This window comes from Gordonia bronchialis DSM 43247, from assembly GCF_000024785.1.
Classification (GTDB): Bacteria; Actinomycetota; Actinomycetes; order Mycobacteriales; family Mycobacteriaceae; genus Gordonia; species Gordonia bronchialis.
This window is the reverse complement of record NC_013441.1, coordinates 1,963,608-1,979,098: the sequence shown is the minus strand read 5'-3', so window position 1 is coordinate 1,979,098 and position 15,491 is coordinate 1,963,608. Positions and strand designations below refer to the sequence as shown.

Below are 15,491 nucleotides of genomic sequence, written 5' to 3'. Positions count from 1 at the left end.
AGGCCGATGGCGCGTTGCGTCACCGGCCTCCGCAGCTCAGGGCGAATCAGCCCGACGCGCCCGCGCCCTCGACCTCACCCTCGGCGAAGGCCGCAACATCGTCGGTGGCGGATGCCTGATGCTTGGGGCGCACCAGGAAGACGGTGGCCGCCACACCCACCAGCAGCGCAGCTGCCGGCAAGAACAGCGACTGCCCCATCGCGTCGGCGAATCCCTCGCGGATGAACGCCGGCAACTGCGCGACCGTGTCGCGGTGCTCGTTGGTGTCCACACCGGGCAGCTCGGCGGCCAGGCGGGTCTGCATCAGCGCACCCACCATCGCCGCACCCAGGACCGAGCCGATCATCCGCGTCGTGTTGTAGACGCCCGCTCCCGCACCGGCCTGCCGCCAGGGCAGATTGCGCGTCGCGGTCGCCGCCAGCGGCGCCCAGATACCGGCCGACGCGACACCCATGAGGCACAGCGGGATGACGAACTGCCACACCGGAGTCGCCGGCTTGGCAAGGATTCCCAGCAGGAAGACGGCGATCGCGTTGAGCAGCAATGCGGAGGAGATGATCGCGCGCGGATGCACCCGGTCGAGGATGCGTCCGACGATCGGCGCGAGAACGCCGGTCAGAACCGCCATCGGCACCATCATCACCGCGGACTGCGTCGGCGACATGCCACCGACGAGCTGCAGGAAGAACATCATCGGGATCATCAACCCGGAAATCGCGAAGCCCATCGAAGCGATGCCGATGTTCGACAGCGAGAAGTTGCGGTCTCGGAACAGGGAAAGCGGCACCAGCGGCTCGGTCTGGATCCGCGACTGCCAGTAGACGAACAGCGCCATCGTCAGCACGCCGCCGACGATGAGAACCCAGATCCAGGCTGCCCAGTCGTAGGTCTCGCCCTCCTGGATGCCGAAGACCAGCGCGGACAAACCGATGGCCGAGAGCACCACACCGATCCAGTCGAACTGGTGATCGTGGGTTTCGACGCTCGGGACGAGCATCGCCGCGAGGATCAGACCGACGATGCCGACCGGGATGTTCACGAAGAAGATCCACTCCCAGCCGAAGCTGTCGGTGAGGATGCCACCGAGCAGCGGGCCGACGAGGGTGGCGACACCGGCGACGGTGCCCCACACGCCCATTGCCGCACCGCGCTTCTCCGGCGGGAAGATGCGGGTGATGAGTGCCATCGTCTGCGGGGTGATCAGCGCTGCGCCCACACCCTGCAGCGCACGCGCCGCGATGAGCTCACCGATCGAGGACGACAACCCGCACCACAGACTCGCCAGGGTGAACACGAGCAGACCCAGCTGGTAGACGTTCTTGGGTCCGAACTTGTCGCCGAGGCGGCCGGTGATCAGCAGAGGTACCGCGTAGGTGAGCAGGTAGGCACTGGTCACCCAGACGATGCCGTTGACGTCGGTGTCCAGCGCCGCCTGGATCTGCGGCTGGGCCACCGCGACGATCGTCATGTCGACGAGGATCATGAAGAAGCCGACGCACAGCGCCAGCAGAGCGACCCAGGGCCGGGCGGTGATCTGGCCCGGGCTCGTGGTTGGTGTGCTCATCGAGCGGTCTCCTTAGATGTGTGGTCGGTAGATGTGTGGTCCGTGGATGTGTCGTCCTCAGATATGTCGTCGCCGGCGGGCGGCATCACATGCCGGCCTGGCCCCGCAGTGAAATCCGGGTCGTCGAGCCAGACGATGCGCGAGGTACGCAGCCGGTCGACGAGATCGGAGAGCCAATCGATCTGGGTGTTCAGCGTGGCGATCTTGCAGCCCGCGTCGAGGAAGAACATCTCGGGTTTGCCGTGGCGGCGGGCCACGTCGACCGCCGCGGTGTACATATCCAGTTCGGCCCGCATGCGCTGGATACGCACGTCGAGTAGGTCGATCACCCGCGCCCGCGGCAGGCCGTGGGCCTCCGAGAGTGCGAGGTAGAGCTCCGGATACTCCTGGGGGTGACGCGCCAGGATCTCCTCGAGACTCTGAGTCAGCAGCGCACGCCCGGCGGGGGTGATCGCATAGACCGTCCGCTCGGGACGGTTGCCCTCCCGGGCGATCTCGTGGACGTCGATCAGTCCACGGTCGCTCAGCCGGTCGACGGTGTGGTACATCGTGCCCGGCCTGATCTTGGCCAGTCGGTCCTCCCGGCGCTCGACAGTGGTCTGGAACATCTCGTACGGATGCATCGGACGCTCGGCCAGCAATCCGAGGATCAGAATCGCGATCGGGGCCAGCGGTTGCTGTTTGCCCTCCCCCACAAAAACCTCCATGTCCGACGTCGAAGTGTTTTGATCCGAATATTCCACGTGGAATATACCGCGCCGACCATCCACTGCCAAGAGTCGGTTGCGATCACTACTGTGAACTCATGGCCCCCGACACCCATTCCAGCGACAGCGAGCAGGGTTCGTACGTGACGACCGGACAGGAGTTCGTCCGAGACACCAAGTACATCGAGACCCGCATCACCGCCGACGGGCGCGACGGATACCCGGTGGAGCCCGGTCGCTACCGCCTGATCGCCGCGCGCGCCTGCCCGTGGGCGAATCGCACGCTGATCGTCCGCCGGCTCCTGGGACTGGAGAACGTCCTCTCACTCGGTCTCTGCGGTCCCACCCACGACAAGAACTCCTGGACCTTCGACCTCGACCCCGGCGGGGTCGACCCGGTGCTGGGCATCCCACGCCTCAAGGACGCCTACGAGAAACGCTTCCCGGGATACCCGAAGGGCATCACGGTGCCCGCTGTCGTCGAGATCGCCACCGGCGAGGTCGTCACCAACGACTTCCCGCAGATCACCATCGACTTCTCGCTCGAGTGGACGGCCTATCACCGCGACGGCGCCCCCCAGCTCTACCCCGAGCATCTGCGCGCCGAGATCGACGAGGTGAGCAAAGGCATCTACACCGAGGTCAACAACGGTGTCTACCGCTGCGGATTCGCCGGAAGTCAGGACGCCTACGACGCCGCCTACGACCGGCTCTTCACCAAACTCGACGAACTCTCCGAGCGGCTCGCGCAGCAGCGCTACCTCGTCGGCGACACCATCACCGAAGCCGATGTGCGGTTGTTCACCACCCTGGCGCGATTCGACGCCGTCTACCACGGCCACTTCAAGTGCAATCGAAGCAAACTCAGCGAGATGCCGGTGCTGTGGGCATACGCTCGCGACCTGTTCCAGACGCCGGGCTTCGGTGACACCACCGACTTCACCCAGATCAAACAGCACTATTACATCGTGCACAGCGACATCAACCCGACGCAGATCGTCCCGAAGGGCCCCGACCTGCGCAACTGGCTGACCCCTCACCATCGGGAGGAACTCGGCGGCCGGCCGTTCGGTGACGGAACGCCACCGGGACCGCCGATCGCCGCCGAGGTCGTCCCCGCACAGAATTGGGTGCCCACATCATGACCGACACCACCAAGCAATCCGGACAGCCATCCCGACGGAGCGTCGAGGTGGCCGGCGGGCTCCTCGACCGTGCCCAGCGCCTGCAGGCGCCGGCAGTGCAGAAATATGTCGCATCGCTGCGCGAGAAGTACCCCGACGACTCCCCCGCACAGATCATCCGCCGACTCGAGAAGCGGTACCTGACGGCGGTCACCGGTTCCGGCGGCGCAGTGGGTGCCACCGCCGCGGTGCCGGGCGTGGGCACCATGACCGCGATGGGCGCGATGACCGGGGAGACAGCCTTCTTCCTGGAGGCATCCGCTCTGCTCGCGCTGGCCATCGCCGAGGTGCACGGGATCCCGCTGCACGACATCGAGCGGCGCAAAGCACTCGTTTTCGCCGTGGCCCTCGGCGAAGAGGGCGTCATCGCCCTCGGCCGGGTGGTCGGGACCCGCGGCGGGGCGCTGCGCAGCCTCGGCGGTTCGTCGGTACCTCGCAGCGCCCTGACGAAACTGAACAAATCCCTGGTCAGCAAACTGTCGCGCAAGTATTTCTTCCGCAAGGCGCCACTGATGCTCGGCAAACTCATGCCCGCCGGCATCGGCGCGGTGATCGGCGGGGTGGGCGGCCGCGCGCTGGGCCGCCGCGTCGTCCACAATGCCCGGGAGGCATTCGGTCCGCCGCCATCGGCCTGGATCATCGACGCCACCGTGGTATCCGACGCGGCTTTACCGCCGGGGTACCGGTGACCCGCCCGATACTCATGACCCCCGATTCCGATGGGCTCCCGATGCCGAGAAGCCCCCGGTTCCGATGAGCCCCGGCCCCGGGTGAATACCGCACTCCACCAGGAACCGGCACCCACGCACTCCGACTCCCCGTCCCCGCCCGACACCCACCCCGGCCCCGGGTGGATCCGACGCCTGGCCCGCGAGTGCTGGACACATCGCCGCCTGGTCCTGATCACCGCGACGGCCACCGCCATCGCGGTCGCCGTCGATCTCAGCGCGCCTCTCCTGGCCAAGGCAGCCGTCGATCACGCCACCGGTGTCGTCGACGACGGGCTGTCGATGACCACGATCATCGTGCTTCTCGTCGTGTTGGCGCTGGTGCGTTACGCGTGCCAGTACGGTCGCCGGATCACCGCAGGCCGGTTGTCGATCAATGTCCAGAACGGACTTCGCCTGCGCCTGCTCGACAGCCTGCTCCATCTCGACGGGCGATCTCAGCAGGAGATCCGGACCGGTCAGATCGTGTCCCGCTCCATCTCCGACCTGCAGATCGTGCAGGGATTGTTGGCAATGGCCCCGCTGTCGGCCGGAGCCGGCGTGCAGCTGATCATCGCCATCGCCATCATGGCCTACCTCTCGCCGCTGCTCACCGCCGTCACCCTGCTCATCATTCCCGTTGTGGCCGTGGTGGTCTGGAGAACACGCCGTCGCCTGTTCGCGGCCACCTGGTCGGCCCAGCAGGCCGCCGCCGACGTCGCGCAGCATGTCGAGGAGACGGTGACCGGGGTACGCGTGGTCAAGGGATTCGGCCAGGAGGAACGCGCCGTCGACGAACTGGTGACGCTCGGGCGTCGGCTGTTCTCCCGCCGGCTGCGCGCGGCGTCGATCAACGCACGGTTCACTCCCACCATGTCGGCCATCCCGCAACTCGGGATGGTCGCGGTGATCGCGGTCGGCGGGTATCTCACGATGCACGGACACATCACCGCGGGCACCTTCCTCGCGTTCACCACCTACGTGGCGAGCATGACCGCCATGGCACGTCTGCTCACCAACCTGATCGTCAGCGCGCAGCTCGCGCGCGCCGCCGTCGAACGCGTCTACGACGTCACCGAACATCCCCGCGATCCGGCCGGGACGAACACCGCGACCCTGCCCGCCGGCCCACTCGGACTCCGCCTCGACGACGTCGGATTCGGCCATCACCGAGCCGACGACCCCGACGCGGACCGGCGCGTTCTCGAGGGCGTCGACCTGCACGTGGCGCCCGGCGAATGCGTGGCCGTCGTCGGGCCGCCGGGTTCGGGCAAGTCGACGCTGGCCGACCTCGTCGGTTCGGTGCGCCGGCCCGACACCGGCAGCGTCGTCATCACCGCCGACGACGGTGATCATCCGACCCCTCAGCTGGCGCCCGATTCCCTGCACGAGGCACTCGCGGTGGTCTTCGACGAACCATTCCTCTACTCCGACACCATCGCCGCGAACATCGCGCTCGGTGTCGACCCGGGTGAGGTGTCCGACCCGGACAGTCCTGTCCGCACGCGCATCGTCGACGCCGCGGAGCGCGCCGACGCGGCCGAGTTCGTCGACGCGCTGCCCGATGGTTACGACACCGTGGTCGGCGAACGCGGGCTGACCCTGTCGGGCGGGCAACGACAACGCATCGCCCTGGCGCGCGCCCTGTTCGCCGATCCACGCATCCTGGTGCTCGACGACGCAACCTCGGCGGTCGACGCCGCCACCGAGGCACGCATCCTGCGTCGCCTGCGCGCCGAACGCCGCACCATGCTGGTCCTGGCGCATCGCCGCTCCACCCTGACGCTGGCCGACCGCGTCGCGGTGCTCGACCACGGCGTCATCACCGACGTCGGTACCGTCGCCGAACTCGACGCGACCTCGGCCGCCTTCCGCGCATTGATGTCACCCAGCGTCGATGACATCGAAATACCTTCTGCACCAATCGAATCGATGTTCGATGAGTCTGCAGTCGACGACCTCTGGCCGGCGACACCCGCATCCGGGCAGACCGGGAACGGCGGTCGTCGACGGGACCCCGCACCGGCAGCCGTACCGCGGGGTACCAGCCGCGGCGGCGGTATCGGCACGGCCCTCGGGTCGATGCCCGCCACCCCCGAGATCCTCGCCGCCGTGGACGCGCTACCACCCGCGAACGAGGACCCCCGGGTCGACACCGAGGCCGCCCGGCGCGAGAATCCGCGCTTCACACTGCGCGGCATCCTGCGCCCGGTGCGGTGGTTGATGATCGCGGCGATCGTGGCGATCGCCGCCGACACGCTTATCGGTCTCATGTTCCCGACGCTGGCGCGCACCGTCATCGACGCCGCGAGTCACGCGGACGAGACGAAACTCTGGTGGGCCACCGGCATCGGTGTCGCCCTGGTGGCCGCCGACTGGGTGGCCACCGCGGCCACCACCATCACCTCGAGCCGCGCCGGTGAACGGGTGCTCTACGCGCTGCGCATCCGTTCCTACGCGCACCTGCAGCGGCTGGGACTCGACTACTACGAACGAGAACTGTCCGGCCGCATCATGACCCGCATGACGACCGACGTCGATGCCCTGTCGACCTTCCTGCAGACCGGGTTGTCCTCGGCGATCGTCGCCGCGCTCACGCTCGTCGGTGTCACCGTGGCCCTCGTCGTCACCGACCCCGCCCTGGGCGCGCTGATCCTGCCGGTCTTCCCGGTGCTGGTGATCGCGACCGTCGTGTTCCGGCGCGTCGCCGCCCGCGCCTACACCCGCTCCCGTGAGCTCGTCAGCATCGTCAACGCCGACTTCCAGGAGAACATCGCCGGCATCAGGACCACGCAGGCCTACCGGCACGTCGACGTCGCCGACGCCCGGTTCACCGCGCGCACCCTCGAGTGGGTGCAGGCGCGGATGGTGTCCCAGCGCGCCATCTCCACCTACTTCCCCTTCATCACCCTGTGTTCGGACCTGGCCACCGCGGTCGCGGTCGCGGTGGGTGCCCATCAGGTGTCGGTGGGCGCGATGTCGGCGGGCACCCTGATCGCCTTCGTCCTCTACCTCGCGATGCTGTTCGGGCCGGTGCAGCAGCTGACCCAGGTCTTCGACGGATACCAGCAGGCAGTCGTGGGTCTACGCCGGATCGGAGACCTGCTCGCCACGCCGAGTTCGTTGTCACGTTCACCCGCCGAACGCGACCCGGGCCCGGCCGGATTCAACGGTGACGCCTCACTCGAGAAGGTGTCCTTCCGGTACTCGGGTGCCGCCGACGACGCCCTGACCGCCGTCGACCTGAACATCCCCGCCGGCTCCTCGCTGGCACTCGTGGGCCGGACCGGGGCGGGAAAGTCGACGATCGTCAAACTCCTCGCCCGCTTCTACGACCCGGTCGCCGGCTCGGTGCGGATGGACGGCGTCGACATCCGCGACTACACACTCTCCGGCTACCGCCAGCGTCTCGGGCTGGTGCCCCAGGAACCGCACCTGTTCACCGGCACCGTCGCCCAGAACATCGCCTACGGGCGGCCGGGCGCCGATCACCGGGCGATCGTGGCGGCGGCCGCCGCGGTCGGCGCGACCGACATGATCGCGGCACTGCCCGGCCGGATGAACCATCCCATCGGTGAGCGCGGGCAGGGGCTGTCCTCGGGACAGCGTCAGCTCATCGCACTCGCCCGAGCCGAACTCGTCGAACCCGATCTGCTGCTGCTCGACGAGGCCACCGCCACGCTGGATCAGGCCACCGAAGCGCTCGTGCTGGCCGCCGGCGCGGCAGTCACCCGACGACGCACCTCGGTCATCGTCGCGCATCGCCTCGCGACCGCGGCACGCGCCGATGTCATCGCGGTGGTCGATCACGGTCGGATCGTCGAATCGGGAACACACGACGAGTTGCTCACGTTGGACGGTAGGTATCGCGCGTTCTGGGATGCAGGTGTCGATCCCGCCGAACCGGCGGTGCCGGCGACCCCCCCGGGCAACGGTGCCCGGGACTGGCGACGAGCCGATCTGAACTCCTCCCCAACGAGGTCGACGACGCACACGTGTCGAACTGACTGAGAAGTAGCAGGTCGGTACGTGCAAGCACGTTATGCGCGCGTACCATCGTCAGGTGGTTCACCGATAGTCTTCACGAGAGACTTGGTTGTGACAGAGAACCCCGGCACCGTTTGAGGGAATTGAGGCGAGAAACCGCTGTGAGCAGGTCGATATCCGATTTCGGACAGAACACATGGCTGGTCGAGGAAATGTACCAGCAGTTCAAGGAAGACCCGAACTCGGTGGACCCGAGTTGGCATGACCTTCTGAAGAATTACGAGCCCGGCGACAACGGATCGGGCTCGGACAGCGCGCCGGAAACGCAGTCGAACGGCAGCAATGGTTCGGCCCCGGAGAAGAAGCCTGCCGCACAGAAGTCGCCCACCGAGAAGTCGCCCACCGAACAGTCGCCCGCGAAGAAGTCCACCCCGGCGCCGCAGAAGTCGGCAACCAAGGCGCAGGCGGGCGCCGAGACCGGCCCGGCCCGCACCGGGCCGGGCGCGTCCGAATCTACGCCGTCCAAACAGGTCACCCTCGACCAGACGCCGGCCCGGCCCGCGGCCCGCAAGAGCACCGCGACCAAGGAATCGACTGCGACCAAGGCGGCTTCGGGTCAGAGCGTCGCCAGCCGCGACGGATCGTCGCGCTCGCAGAACCGCCCGGCGCCCAAGAAGCCGGCCGCCAAGGATTCCGGGTCCAAGGATTCCGGGTCGTCGGACGAGAGCCGTGTCCTGCGCGGTCCGGCCGCGGCGATCGCCAAGAACATGAACCTCTCGCTGCAGATCCCGACCGCCACGAGCGTGCGTGCGATCCCCGCGAAACTGATGATCGACAACCGCATCGTCGTCAACAACCACCTCGCCCGCACCCGCGGTGGCAAGATCAGCTTCACCCACATCCTCGGCTACGCCATCGTGCAGGCGATCAAGGCGTACCCGAACATGAACAACCACTTCGCCGAGGTGGACGGCAAACCCAATGTGGTCACGCCGGCGCACACCAACCTCGGTCTGGCGATCGACCTCGTCGGCAAGGACGGCAACCGTACGCTGGTGGTCGCCGCGATCAAGAACTGCGAGACAATGGGTTTCGCCGAGTTCTACTCCGCCTATCAGGACATCGTGCGACGCGCCCGCGACGGCAAGCTGACCGCCGAGGATTTCGCCGGCGTGACGATCTCGCTGACCAACCCGGGCACCATCGGCACCGTGCACTCGGTGCCGCGCCTGATGAAGGGGCAGGGCGCCATCGTCGGCGCCGGCGCGATGGAGTACCCGGCCGAGTTCCAGGGAGCCAGCGACGAGCAGATCGCCGAACTCGGCGTCGGCAAGCTGATGACGTTGACCTCGACCTACGATCACCGCATCATCCAGGGCGCCGAATCCGGCGATTTCTTGCGGACCATCCACGAACTGCTCCTCGACGATGCGTTCTACGACGAGATCTTCACCGCGTTCCACATCCCCTACGAGCCGGTCCGCTGGCGTCGCGACATCCCCGCCGGACTGGTCGACAAGAGCACCCGCGTCCTCGAACTGATCGCCGCCTACCGCAGCCGCGGCCACCTGATGGCCGACATCGATCCCCTGAAGATGGACAGCGACGCGCGCGCCAGCCACCCGGACCTTGATGTGCTGACCTACGGCCTGACCCTGTGGGACCTCGACCGCACCTTCCGGGTCGGCGGATTCCACGGCCAGGAGCGGATGAAGCTACGCGACGTCCTGTCCATTCTTCGTGACGCCTACTGCCGCCACGTGGGCGTGGAGTACACCCACATCCTCGAACCCGACCAGCAGAAATGGCTGCAGGAGCGCGTCGAGATCAAGCACTCCAAGCCGCCGGTCGCCGAGCAGAAGTACATCCTGTCCAAGCTGAACGCCGCCGAGGCCTTCGAGACCTTCCTGCAGACCAAGTACGTCGGGCAGAAGCGGTTCTCGCTGGAGGGTGCCGAGTCGGTCATCCCGATGATGGACGCAGTCATCGACCAGAGCGCCGAGCACAGCCTCAACGAGGTCGTCATCGGCATGCCACACCGTGGCCGGCTGAACGTGCTCGCCAACATCGTCGGCAAGCCGTACTCGAAGATCTTCTCCGAGTTCGAGGGCAATCTGAATCCGTCGCAGGCCCACGGGTCGGGCGACGTGAAGTACCACCTCGGCGCCGAGGGCAAGTACTACCAGATGTTCGGCGACAACGAGATCGCCGTGTCGCTCACTGCCAACCCGAGTCACCTCGAAGCCGTCGACCCGGTACTCGAGGGACTCGTCCGCGCCAAGCAGGACCAGCTCGACGAGGACGGCGAGTTCTCGATCCTGCCGCTGATGCTGCACGGCGACGCGGCCTTCGCCGGGCAGGGCGTGGTTCCCGAGACCCTGAACCTGGCGATGCTCCCCGGCTACCGCACCGGCGGCACCGTTCACATCGTGGTCAACAACCAGGTCGGATTCACCACCGCGCCGGAACATTCCCGCTCCTCGGAGTACTGCACCGACGTGGCCAAGATGATCGGCGCGCCGATCTTCCACGTCAACGGTGACGACCCCGAGGCCTGCGTGTGGGTGGCCAAACTGGCCGTCGACTACCGGCAGACCTATCACAAGGACGTCGTGATCGACCTCGTCTGCTTCCGCCGTCGCGGACACAACGAGGGCGACGATCCGTCGATGACCCAGCCGGCGATGTACGACGTGATCGACACCAAGCGTGGCGTCCGCAAGAGCTACACCGAGGCCCTGATCGGCCGCGGTGACATCTCCACCAAGGAGGCCGAGGACGCCCTGCGTGACTACCAGGGACAACTCGAACGGGTCTTCAACGAGGTCAAGGAACTCGAGAAGTACCGGCCGGAACCGAGCCCGTCGGTGGAGTCGGACCAGACGTTGCCGACCAAGCTGGTCACCGCGGTGGACAAGACCACGCTGCAGACCATCGGCGACGCGTTCGTGAACGTGCCCGACGGCTTCGTGCCGCATCCGCGCGTCAAACCGGTTCTCGACCGCAGGCACGAGGCATCGCGCAACGGCGGGATCGACTGGGCATTCGCCGAGTTGCTCGCCTTCGGGTCGCTGGTGCTCGAGGGACGCACTGTGCGCCTGTCCGGTCAGGACTCCCGCCGCGGGACGTTCTCACAGCGCCATTCGGTGTTGATCGACCGCGAGAACGGCGCCGAATACACCCCGCTGAATCACCTCAAGCCGATCGACGGTGAACACGGCGGCGGCCGGTTCATGGTCTACGACTCCCCGCTGAGCGAATTCGCCGTCGTCGGTTTCGAATACGGCTACTCTGTGGGCAATCCCGACGCCCTGGTGCTCTGGGAAGGTCAGTTCGGCGACTTCGTCAACGGCGCGCAGTCGATCATCGACGAGTTCATCAGCTCGGGTGAGGCCAAGTGGGGTCAGCTCTCCGACGTGGTGCTGCTGCTGCCACACGGCCACGAGGGTCAGGGCCCCGACCACACGTCGGGTCGTATCGAGCGCTTCCTGCAGCTGTGCGCGGAGGGGTCGATGACCGTCGCCCTGCCGTCCACACCGGCGAGCTATTTCCACCTGCTGCGTCGTCACGTGCTCGACGGGATCAGCCGGCCGCTGATCGTCTTCACGCCGAAGTCGATGCTGCGCAACAAGGCGGTGGTCTCCCCCGTCGAGGACTTCACCGACGACAAGTTCCGCTCGGTGATCGACGATCCGCACTTCGTGAACGGCGCCGATCGCGACAAGGTGAAGCGCGTACTGCTGGTGAGCGGCAAGCTCTACTACGAGCTCGCCGCCCGTCGCGACAAGGAGGAGCGTGAGGACGTGGCGGTCGTGCGCGTCGAGCAGCTCTATCCGGTGCCGCATCGTCGTCTTCGGAACACGTTGGAGCAGTACGGCAATGCCACCGACTTCGCCTGGGTCCAGGAGGAGCCGGCCAACCAGGGCCCGTGGCCGTTCCTCGGCCTGTGGCTGCCCGAGGTACTGCCCGATGCGCTCGGCGGCCTGCGACGGATCTCGCGCCGCGCGATGTCGGCGCCGTCGTCGGGTTCGAGCAAGGTGCACGCCGTCGAGCAGCAGGAGATCATCGACGAGGCCTTCGCCGAATAGTCCCACCCACTCGAAACGGCCGGGCCGTACCGCGAACTGCGGTGCGGCCCGGCCGTTTTCGTTTCAGAAGTAGGGTCAGCTGCCGGGTACCGCGACACCCGCCGCGGTGGCCAGTGCCGGTAGTGCGGCGGTGATCAGCGCGAGTAATTCGTCGCGGGAGATGCGGGGATCCTCGAGCCAGCCGATGGTGGTCTCCTCGACGAAGGACATCCACCCCCGGACCGTGATCTCGATGGTCGGGGTCACGGCGATCCCCAGGGCGGGCAGGTGATCGAGGACGCGCTGCGCCATCACCGAGCGGGTGGAGTCGAAGACCGCCCGCATGGCCGGATCGACGCTCGACGCCCCACGGATCAGCGTCATATAGGCACTGCGGTTGACGCTCACGTAGTCGACGAAGGCGCTCATCGACGACTGCAGGATCGCCAGCGGATCACCGAGCGACTCATCGGGCGCGGTGCAGGCGAGCATGCGTTCCGACTGGGTCTGCGCGATCGCCACATGGAAGTCCTGTTTGGACTCGAAGTAGTGGAACAGCAGAGCGCGCGACACCCCGGCCGCCTCGGCGATCGCCTCGATCGAGACCTGTTCGAGCGGCCGTTGCGCGACCATCTCCAGGCCGTATTCGATGAGCTGGTCACGGCGCGCCTCCGGGCTCATCCGCGTGCGTTTTCCCTGCGTCACCGCCACGTCGTCCAGTCCTCTCGCGATTGATCGACTCCCACCCTAACGCGCTATTGAATCTGATTCAATAAGCTATTGACAGCGGTTCAATAGCTACCTATGGTGACACCATGACAACGAACGATGTAGAGATCGCCATCATCGGTGCCGGCTTCTCCGGGCTGGGTGCCGCGATCAAACTCAAGCAGGCCGGCTTCGACGACTTCGTCATCCTCGACCGCGGACAGGACTTCGGCGGTACCTGGCGGGACAACACCTATCCGGGCGCGGCCTGCGATGTCCCGTCGCAGCTGTACTCCTACTCGTTTGCCAAGAACCCGACGTGGTCCCGCTCGTACTCGCATCAGCCCGAGATCCACCGCTACATCAACGGTGTCGCCGACGCGTACGACGTCGCCGCGCACACCCGCTTCCGCACCGAGATGACCCACGCGCAGTGGCATGAGGACCAGCAGGTGTGGGTCCTCGACACCGAGCAGGACGGCGTAAGCGCCCAGGTCCGCGCGAAGGTGATGGTCGGGGCGGTCGGGCCGCTCTGTGAACCCAACCTGCCCGATATCGAGGGCATCGACGGATTCGACGGCAAGATCATGCACACGGCCCGCTGGGACAGCGACTACGACTACGCGGGCAAGCGCGTCGCGGTCATCGGCACCGGCGCCTCGGCGATCCAGGTGGTACCCGAACTCGCGAAGATCGTCGCGCACATGGACGTCTATCAGCGCACCGCACCGTGGATCGTCCCGCGCACCGAACGCGCCTACACCGGGGTCGAGCACTGGGCCTATGAGCACGTCCCGGGCTTCCAGTCGGCGGTCCGCGGCACGATCTATGCGGCCAACGAGGCAACGGCCTTCGGCCTGACCTACTCCCCCAAGGCGCTCAAGCCCGTGGAACTCGTGTGCCGCGCCAACATCGCCCGCGGCATCTCCGACCGCGCGCTCCGCAAGAAGGCCACCCCCACCTTCCAGGTCGGTTGCAAGCGCATTCTCCGCTCCAACGACTGGTATCCGGCCATCAACCGGCCCAACGTCGACCTCGTCACCGACGGCATCGACCGCATCACCGCGACCGGCGTCGTCACCAAGGACGGCACGGCCCGCGACGTCGACGTCATCGTGGTGGCGACAGGCTTCCACGTCACCGACTCGCCCGTCTTCGGCAGGATCGTCGGCAAGGACGGTCGCAGCCTCGCGCAGGTGTGGGACGAGATCGGCATGCAGGGCTACAAGGGATCGTTCGTGCACGGTTTCCCGAACATGATGCTGATGGTCGGACCGTCGACCGGTTTGGGCCACACCTCGATGGTCTACATGATCGAATCGCAGCTGAACTACCTGGTGAACTATCTCAAAACCGTTCGGGCGCAGGGCATCACACGCACCGAGGTCACCGAGTCCGCGCAACGCTCGTTCAATCGTGACATCCAGCACGCCCTGCGCAACAGTGTCTGGGTCAACGGCGGATGCGCGTCCTGGTACAAAGACGCCAACGGCAACATCACCACCCTGTGGCCGGGGTTCACCTTCAACTTCCGCCGCGCCACACGACGTTTCGACATCGCCGCCTACGATGTGTCGCGAGGTGCTCAGCCCTCGGTGACCGCCACCCCGTCCACCGAGACCGCAGCCCCCGCGTCGGTCACCGCCTGACCCCGTTTCACCCAGAGGAGAATCATGAAGGACTTTCGCGACAAGGTCGTCGTCATCACCGGTGCCGGCTCGGGAATGGGCCGCGATCTCGCGGTGAAGCTCGCCGGGCAGGGTGCGCGGCTGGCGATCTCCGACGTCGATCCGGCCGGACTGAAGACCACCGAGGACCTCGTCCGGGAAACCGGGGCGCAGGTGCATTCCCAGATCCTCAACGTCGCCGAACGTGAGGCGGTGCTGACCTACGCGGATGCGGTGATGGCGCACTATGGCGTGGTCAACGTGGTGTTCAACAACGCGGGCATCGCCCACCACGGCGAGGTGGAGCGGACCGAGTTCAAGGACATCGAGCGGGTCATGGACGTCGACTACTGGGGAGTCGTCAACGGCACCAAGGCATTTCTGCCGCACCTGATCGCCTCCGGCGACGGACACATCGTGAACACGTCGTCACTGTTCGGCCTGCTGGCCGAGCCCGGCCAGGCCGCCTACAACTCGGCGAAGTTCGCGGTGCGCGGCTTCACCGAGGCGCTGCGTCAGGAGATGATCATCGCCAAGCACCCGGTGAAGGTCACCTGCGTGCATCCCGGCGGGATCAAGACCGCCATCGCGCGCAACGCGACCGTCTCCGGCGATCACGATCAGGAATCCAGCGCGGCCTTCTTCGACAAGTACCTGGCCCGGATGACCTCGGCCAAGGCTGCCGACGTCATCATCGAGGGGGTGCGCAAGAACAAGGCGCGCGTCCTCGTCGGCACCGACGCCAAGCTGCTCGACATCTGGGTGCGCATCGTCGCCTCCAAGTACCAGTGGGTGACCGCTAAGGTGACCGGTTGGGCGCTGTCCAAGGTCGACTGACGCAGGCCTGCGAACCGTCTCCGCCCCGGCCGCCCATGTCCGACATGGGCGGCCGGTCCGCGC

The 15,491-nt window shown here is 66.8% G+C and carries 9 protein-coding genes; 6 read left to right on the top strand and 3 right to left on the bottom strand.

The genetic code is table 11. The features are described from left to right. Positions 1-46 precede the first annotated feature (46 nt). Together GBRO_RS09300 and GBRO_RS09295 are read right to left on the bottom strand one after the other, a co-directional pair. On the bottom strand, positions 47-1,564 hold the full coding sequence (locus tag GBRO_RS09300; protein WP_012833705.1) for an MFS transporter: 1,518 nt from the start codon (positions 1,562-1,564) through the stop codon (positions 47-49). Beyond that, entirely contained in the window at positions 1,561-2,271 is a 711-nt protein-coding gene (locus GBRO_RS09295; RefSeq protein WP_041919829.1) for a PadR family transcriptional regulator, read from the bottom strand. The genes GBRO_RS09300 and GBRO_RS09295 overlap by 4 nt, the downstream gene beginning before the upstream one ends. A gap of 98 nt (positions 2,272-2,369) precedes the next feature. Here GBRO_RS09295 and GBRO_RS09290 point away from each other — a divergent pair, with 98 nt between their 5' ends. The 4 genes from GBRO_RS09290 (at position 2,370) to GBRO_RS09275 (ending at position 12,237) form a co-directional block, all read left to right on the top strand. After that, complete coding sequence (locus GBRO_RS09290; RefSeq protein ID WP_012833703.1) at positions 2,370-3,416, top strand: glutathione S-transferase family protein; 1,047 nt, start codon at positions 2,370-2,372, stop codon at positions 3,414-3,416. Then, positions 3,413-4,144, top strand: coding sequence for a hypothetical protein (locus tag GBRO_RS09285; RefSeq protein WP_012833702.1), 732 nt, complete (start codon positions 3,413-3,415; stop codon positions 4,142-4,144). The genes GBRO_RS09290 and GBRO_RS09285 overlap by 4 nt, the downstream gene beginning before the upstream one ends. Before the next feature lie 81 nt (positions 4,145-4,225). Beyond that, on the top strand, positions 4,226-8,173 hold the full coding sequence (locus GBRO_RS09280; RefSeq protein ID WP_370452893.1) for an ABC transporter ATP-binding protein: 3,948 nt from the start codon (positions 4,226-4,228) through the stop codon (positions 8,171-8,173). Between the two features lie 188 nt (positions 8,174-8,361). Next, positions 8,362-12,237 carry a multifunctional oxoglutarate decarboxylase/oxoglutarate dehydrogenase thiamine pyrophosphate-binding subunit/dihydrolipoyllysine-residue succinyltransferase subunit gene (locus tag GBRO_RS09275; RefSeq protein ID WP_052298253.1) on the top strand — a complete coding sequence of 1,292 codons (3,876 nt, stop codon included), beginning with the start codon at positions 8,362-8,364 and terminating at the stop codon, positions 12,235-12,237. 75 nt (positions 12,238-12,312) lie between these two features. Here the strand turns inward: GBRO_RS09275 and GBRO_RS09270 are convergent, their stop codons facing one another. Further along, the gene (locus tag GBRO_RS09270) at positions 12,313-12,897 is read right to left on the bottom strand and encodes a TetR/AcrR family transcriptional regulator (RefSeq protein WP_083775683.1); all 585 of its coding nucleotides are present in this window, start codon (positions 12,895-12,897) and stop codon (positions 12,313-12,315) included. A gap of 134 nt (positions 12,898-13,031) precedes the next feature. Here GBRO_RS09270 and GBRO_RS09265 point away from each other — a divergent pair, with 134 nt between their 5' ends. After that, the gene (locus GBRO_RS09265; protein ID WP_012833698.1) at positions 13,032-14,573 is read left to right on the top strand and encodes a flavin-containing monooxygenase; all 1,542 of its coding nucleotides are present in this window, start codon (positions 13,032-13,034) and stop codon (positions 14,571-14,573) included. A gap of 24 nt (positions 14,574-14,597) precedes the next feature. Beyond that, positions 14,598-15,428 carry an SDR family NAD(P)-dependent oxidoreductase gene (locus GBRO_RS09260; protein WP_012833697.1) on the top strand — a complete coding sequence of 277 codons (831 nt, stop codon included), beginning with the start codon at positions 14,598-14,600 and terminating at the stop codon, positions 15,426-15,428. Positions 15,429-15,491: the final 63 nt, after the last annotated feature.

What these genes read in the sequence shown, in the direction of transcription:
- GBRO_RS09300 (WP_012833705.1), bottom strand. Translation starts at nt 1,564, where the DNA reads ATGAGCACACCAACCACGAGCCCGGGCCAGATCACCGCCCGGCCCTGG.
- GBRO_RS09295 (WP_041919829.1), bottom strand. Translation starts at nt 2,271, where the DNA reads ATGGAGGTTTTTGTGGGGGAGGGCAAACAGCAACCGCTGGCCCCGATC.
- GBRO_RS09290 (WP_012833703.1), top strand. Translation starts at nt 2,370, where the DNA reads ATGGCCCCCGACACCCATTCCAGCGACAGCGAGCAGGGTTCGTACGTG.
- GBRO_RS09285 (WP_012833702.1), top strand. Translation starts at nt 3,413, where the DNA reads ATGACCGACACCACCAAGCAATCCGGACAGCCATCCCGACGGAGCGTC.
- GBRO_RS09275 (WP_052298253.1), top strand. Translation starts at nt 8,362, where the DNA reads ATGTACCAGCAGTTCAAGGAAGACCCGAACTCGGTGGACCCGAGTTGG.
- GBRO_RS09270 (WP_083775683.1), bottom strand. Translation starts at nt 12,897, where the DNA reads ATGAGCCCGGAGGCGCGCCGTGACCAGCTCATCGAATACGGCCTGGAG.
- GBRO_RS09265 (WP_012833698.1), top strand. Translation starts at nt 13,032, where the DNA reads ATGACAACGAACGATGTAGAGATCGCCATCATCGGTGCCGGCTTCTCC.
- GBRO_RS09260 (WP_012833697.1), top strand. Translation starts at nt 14,598, where the DNA reads ATGAAGGACTTTCGCGACAAGGTCGTCGTCATCACCGGTGCCGGCTCG.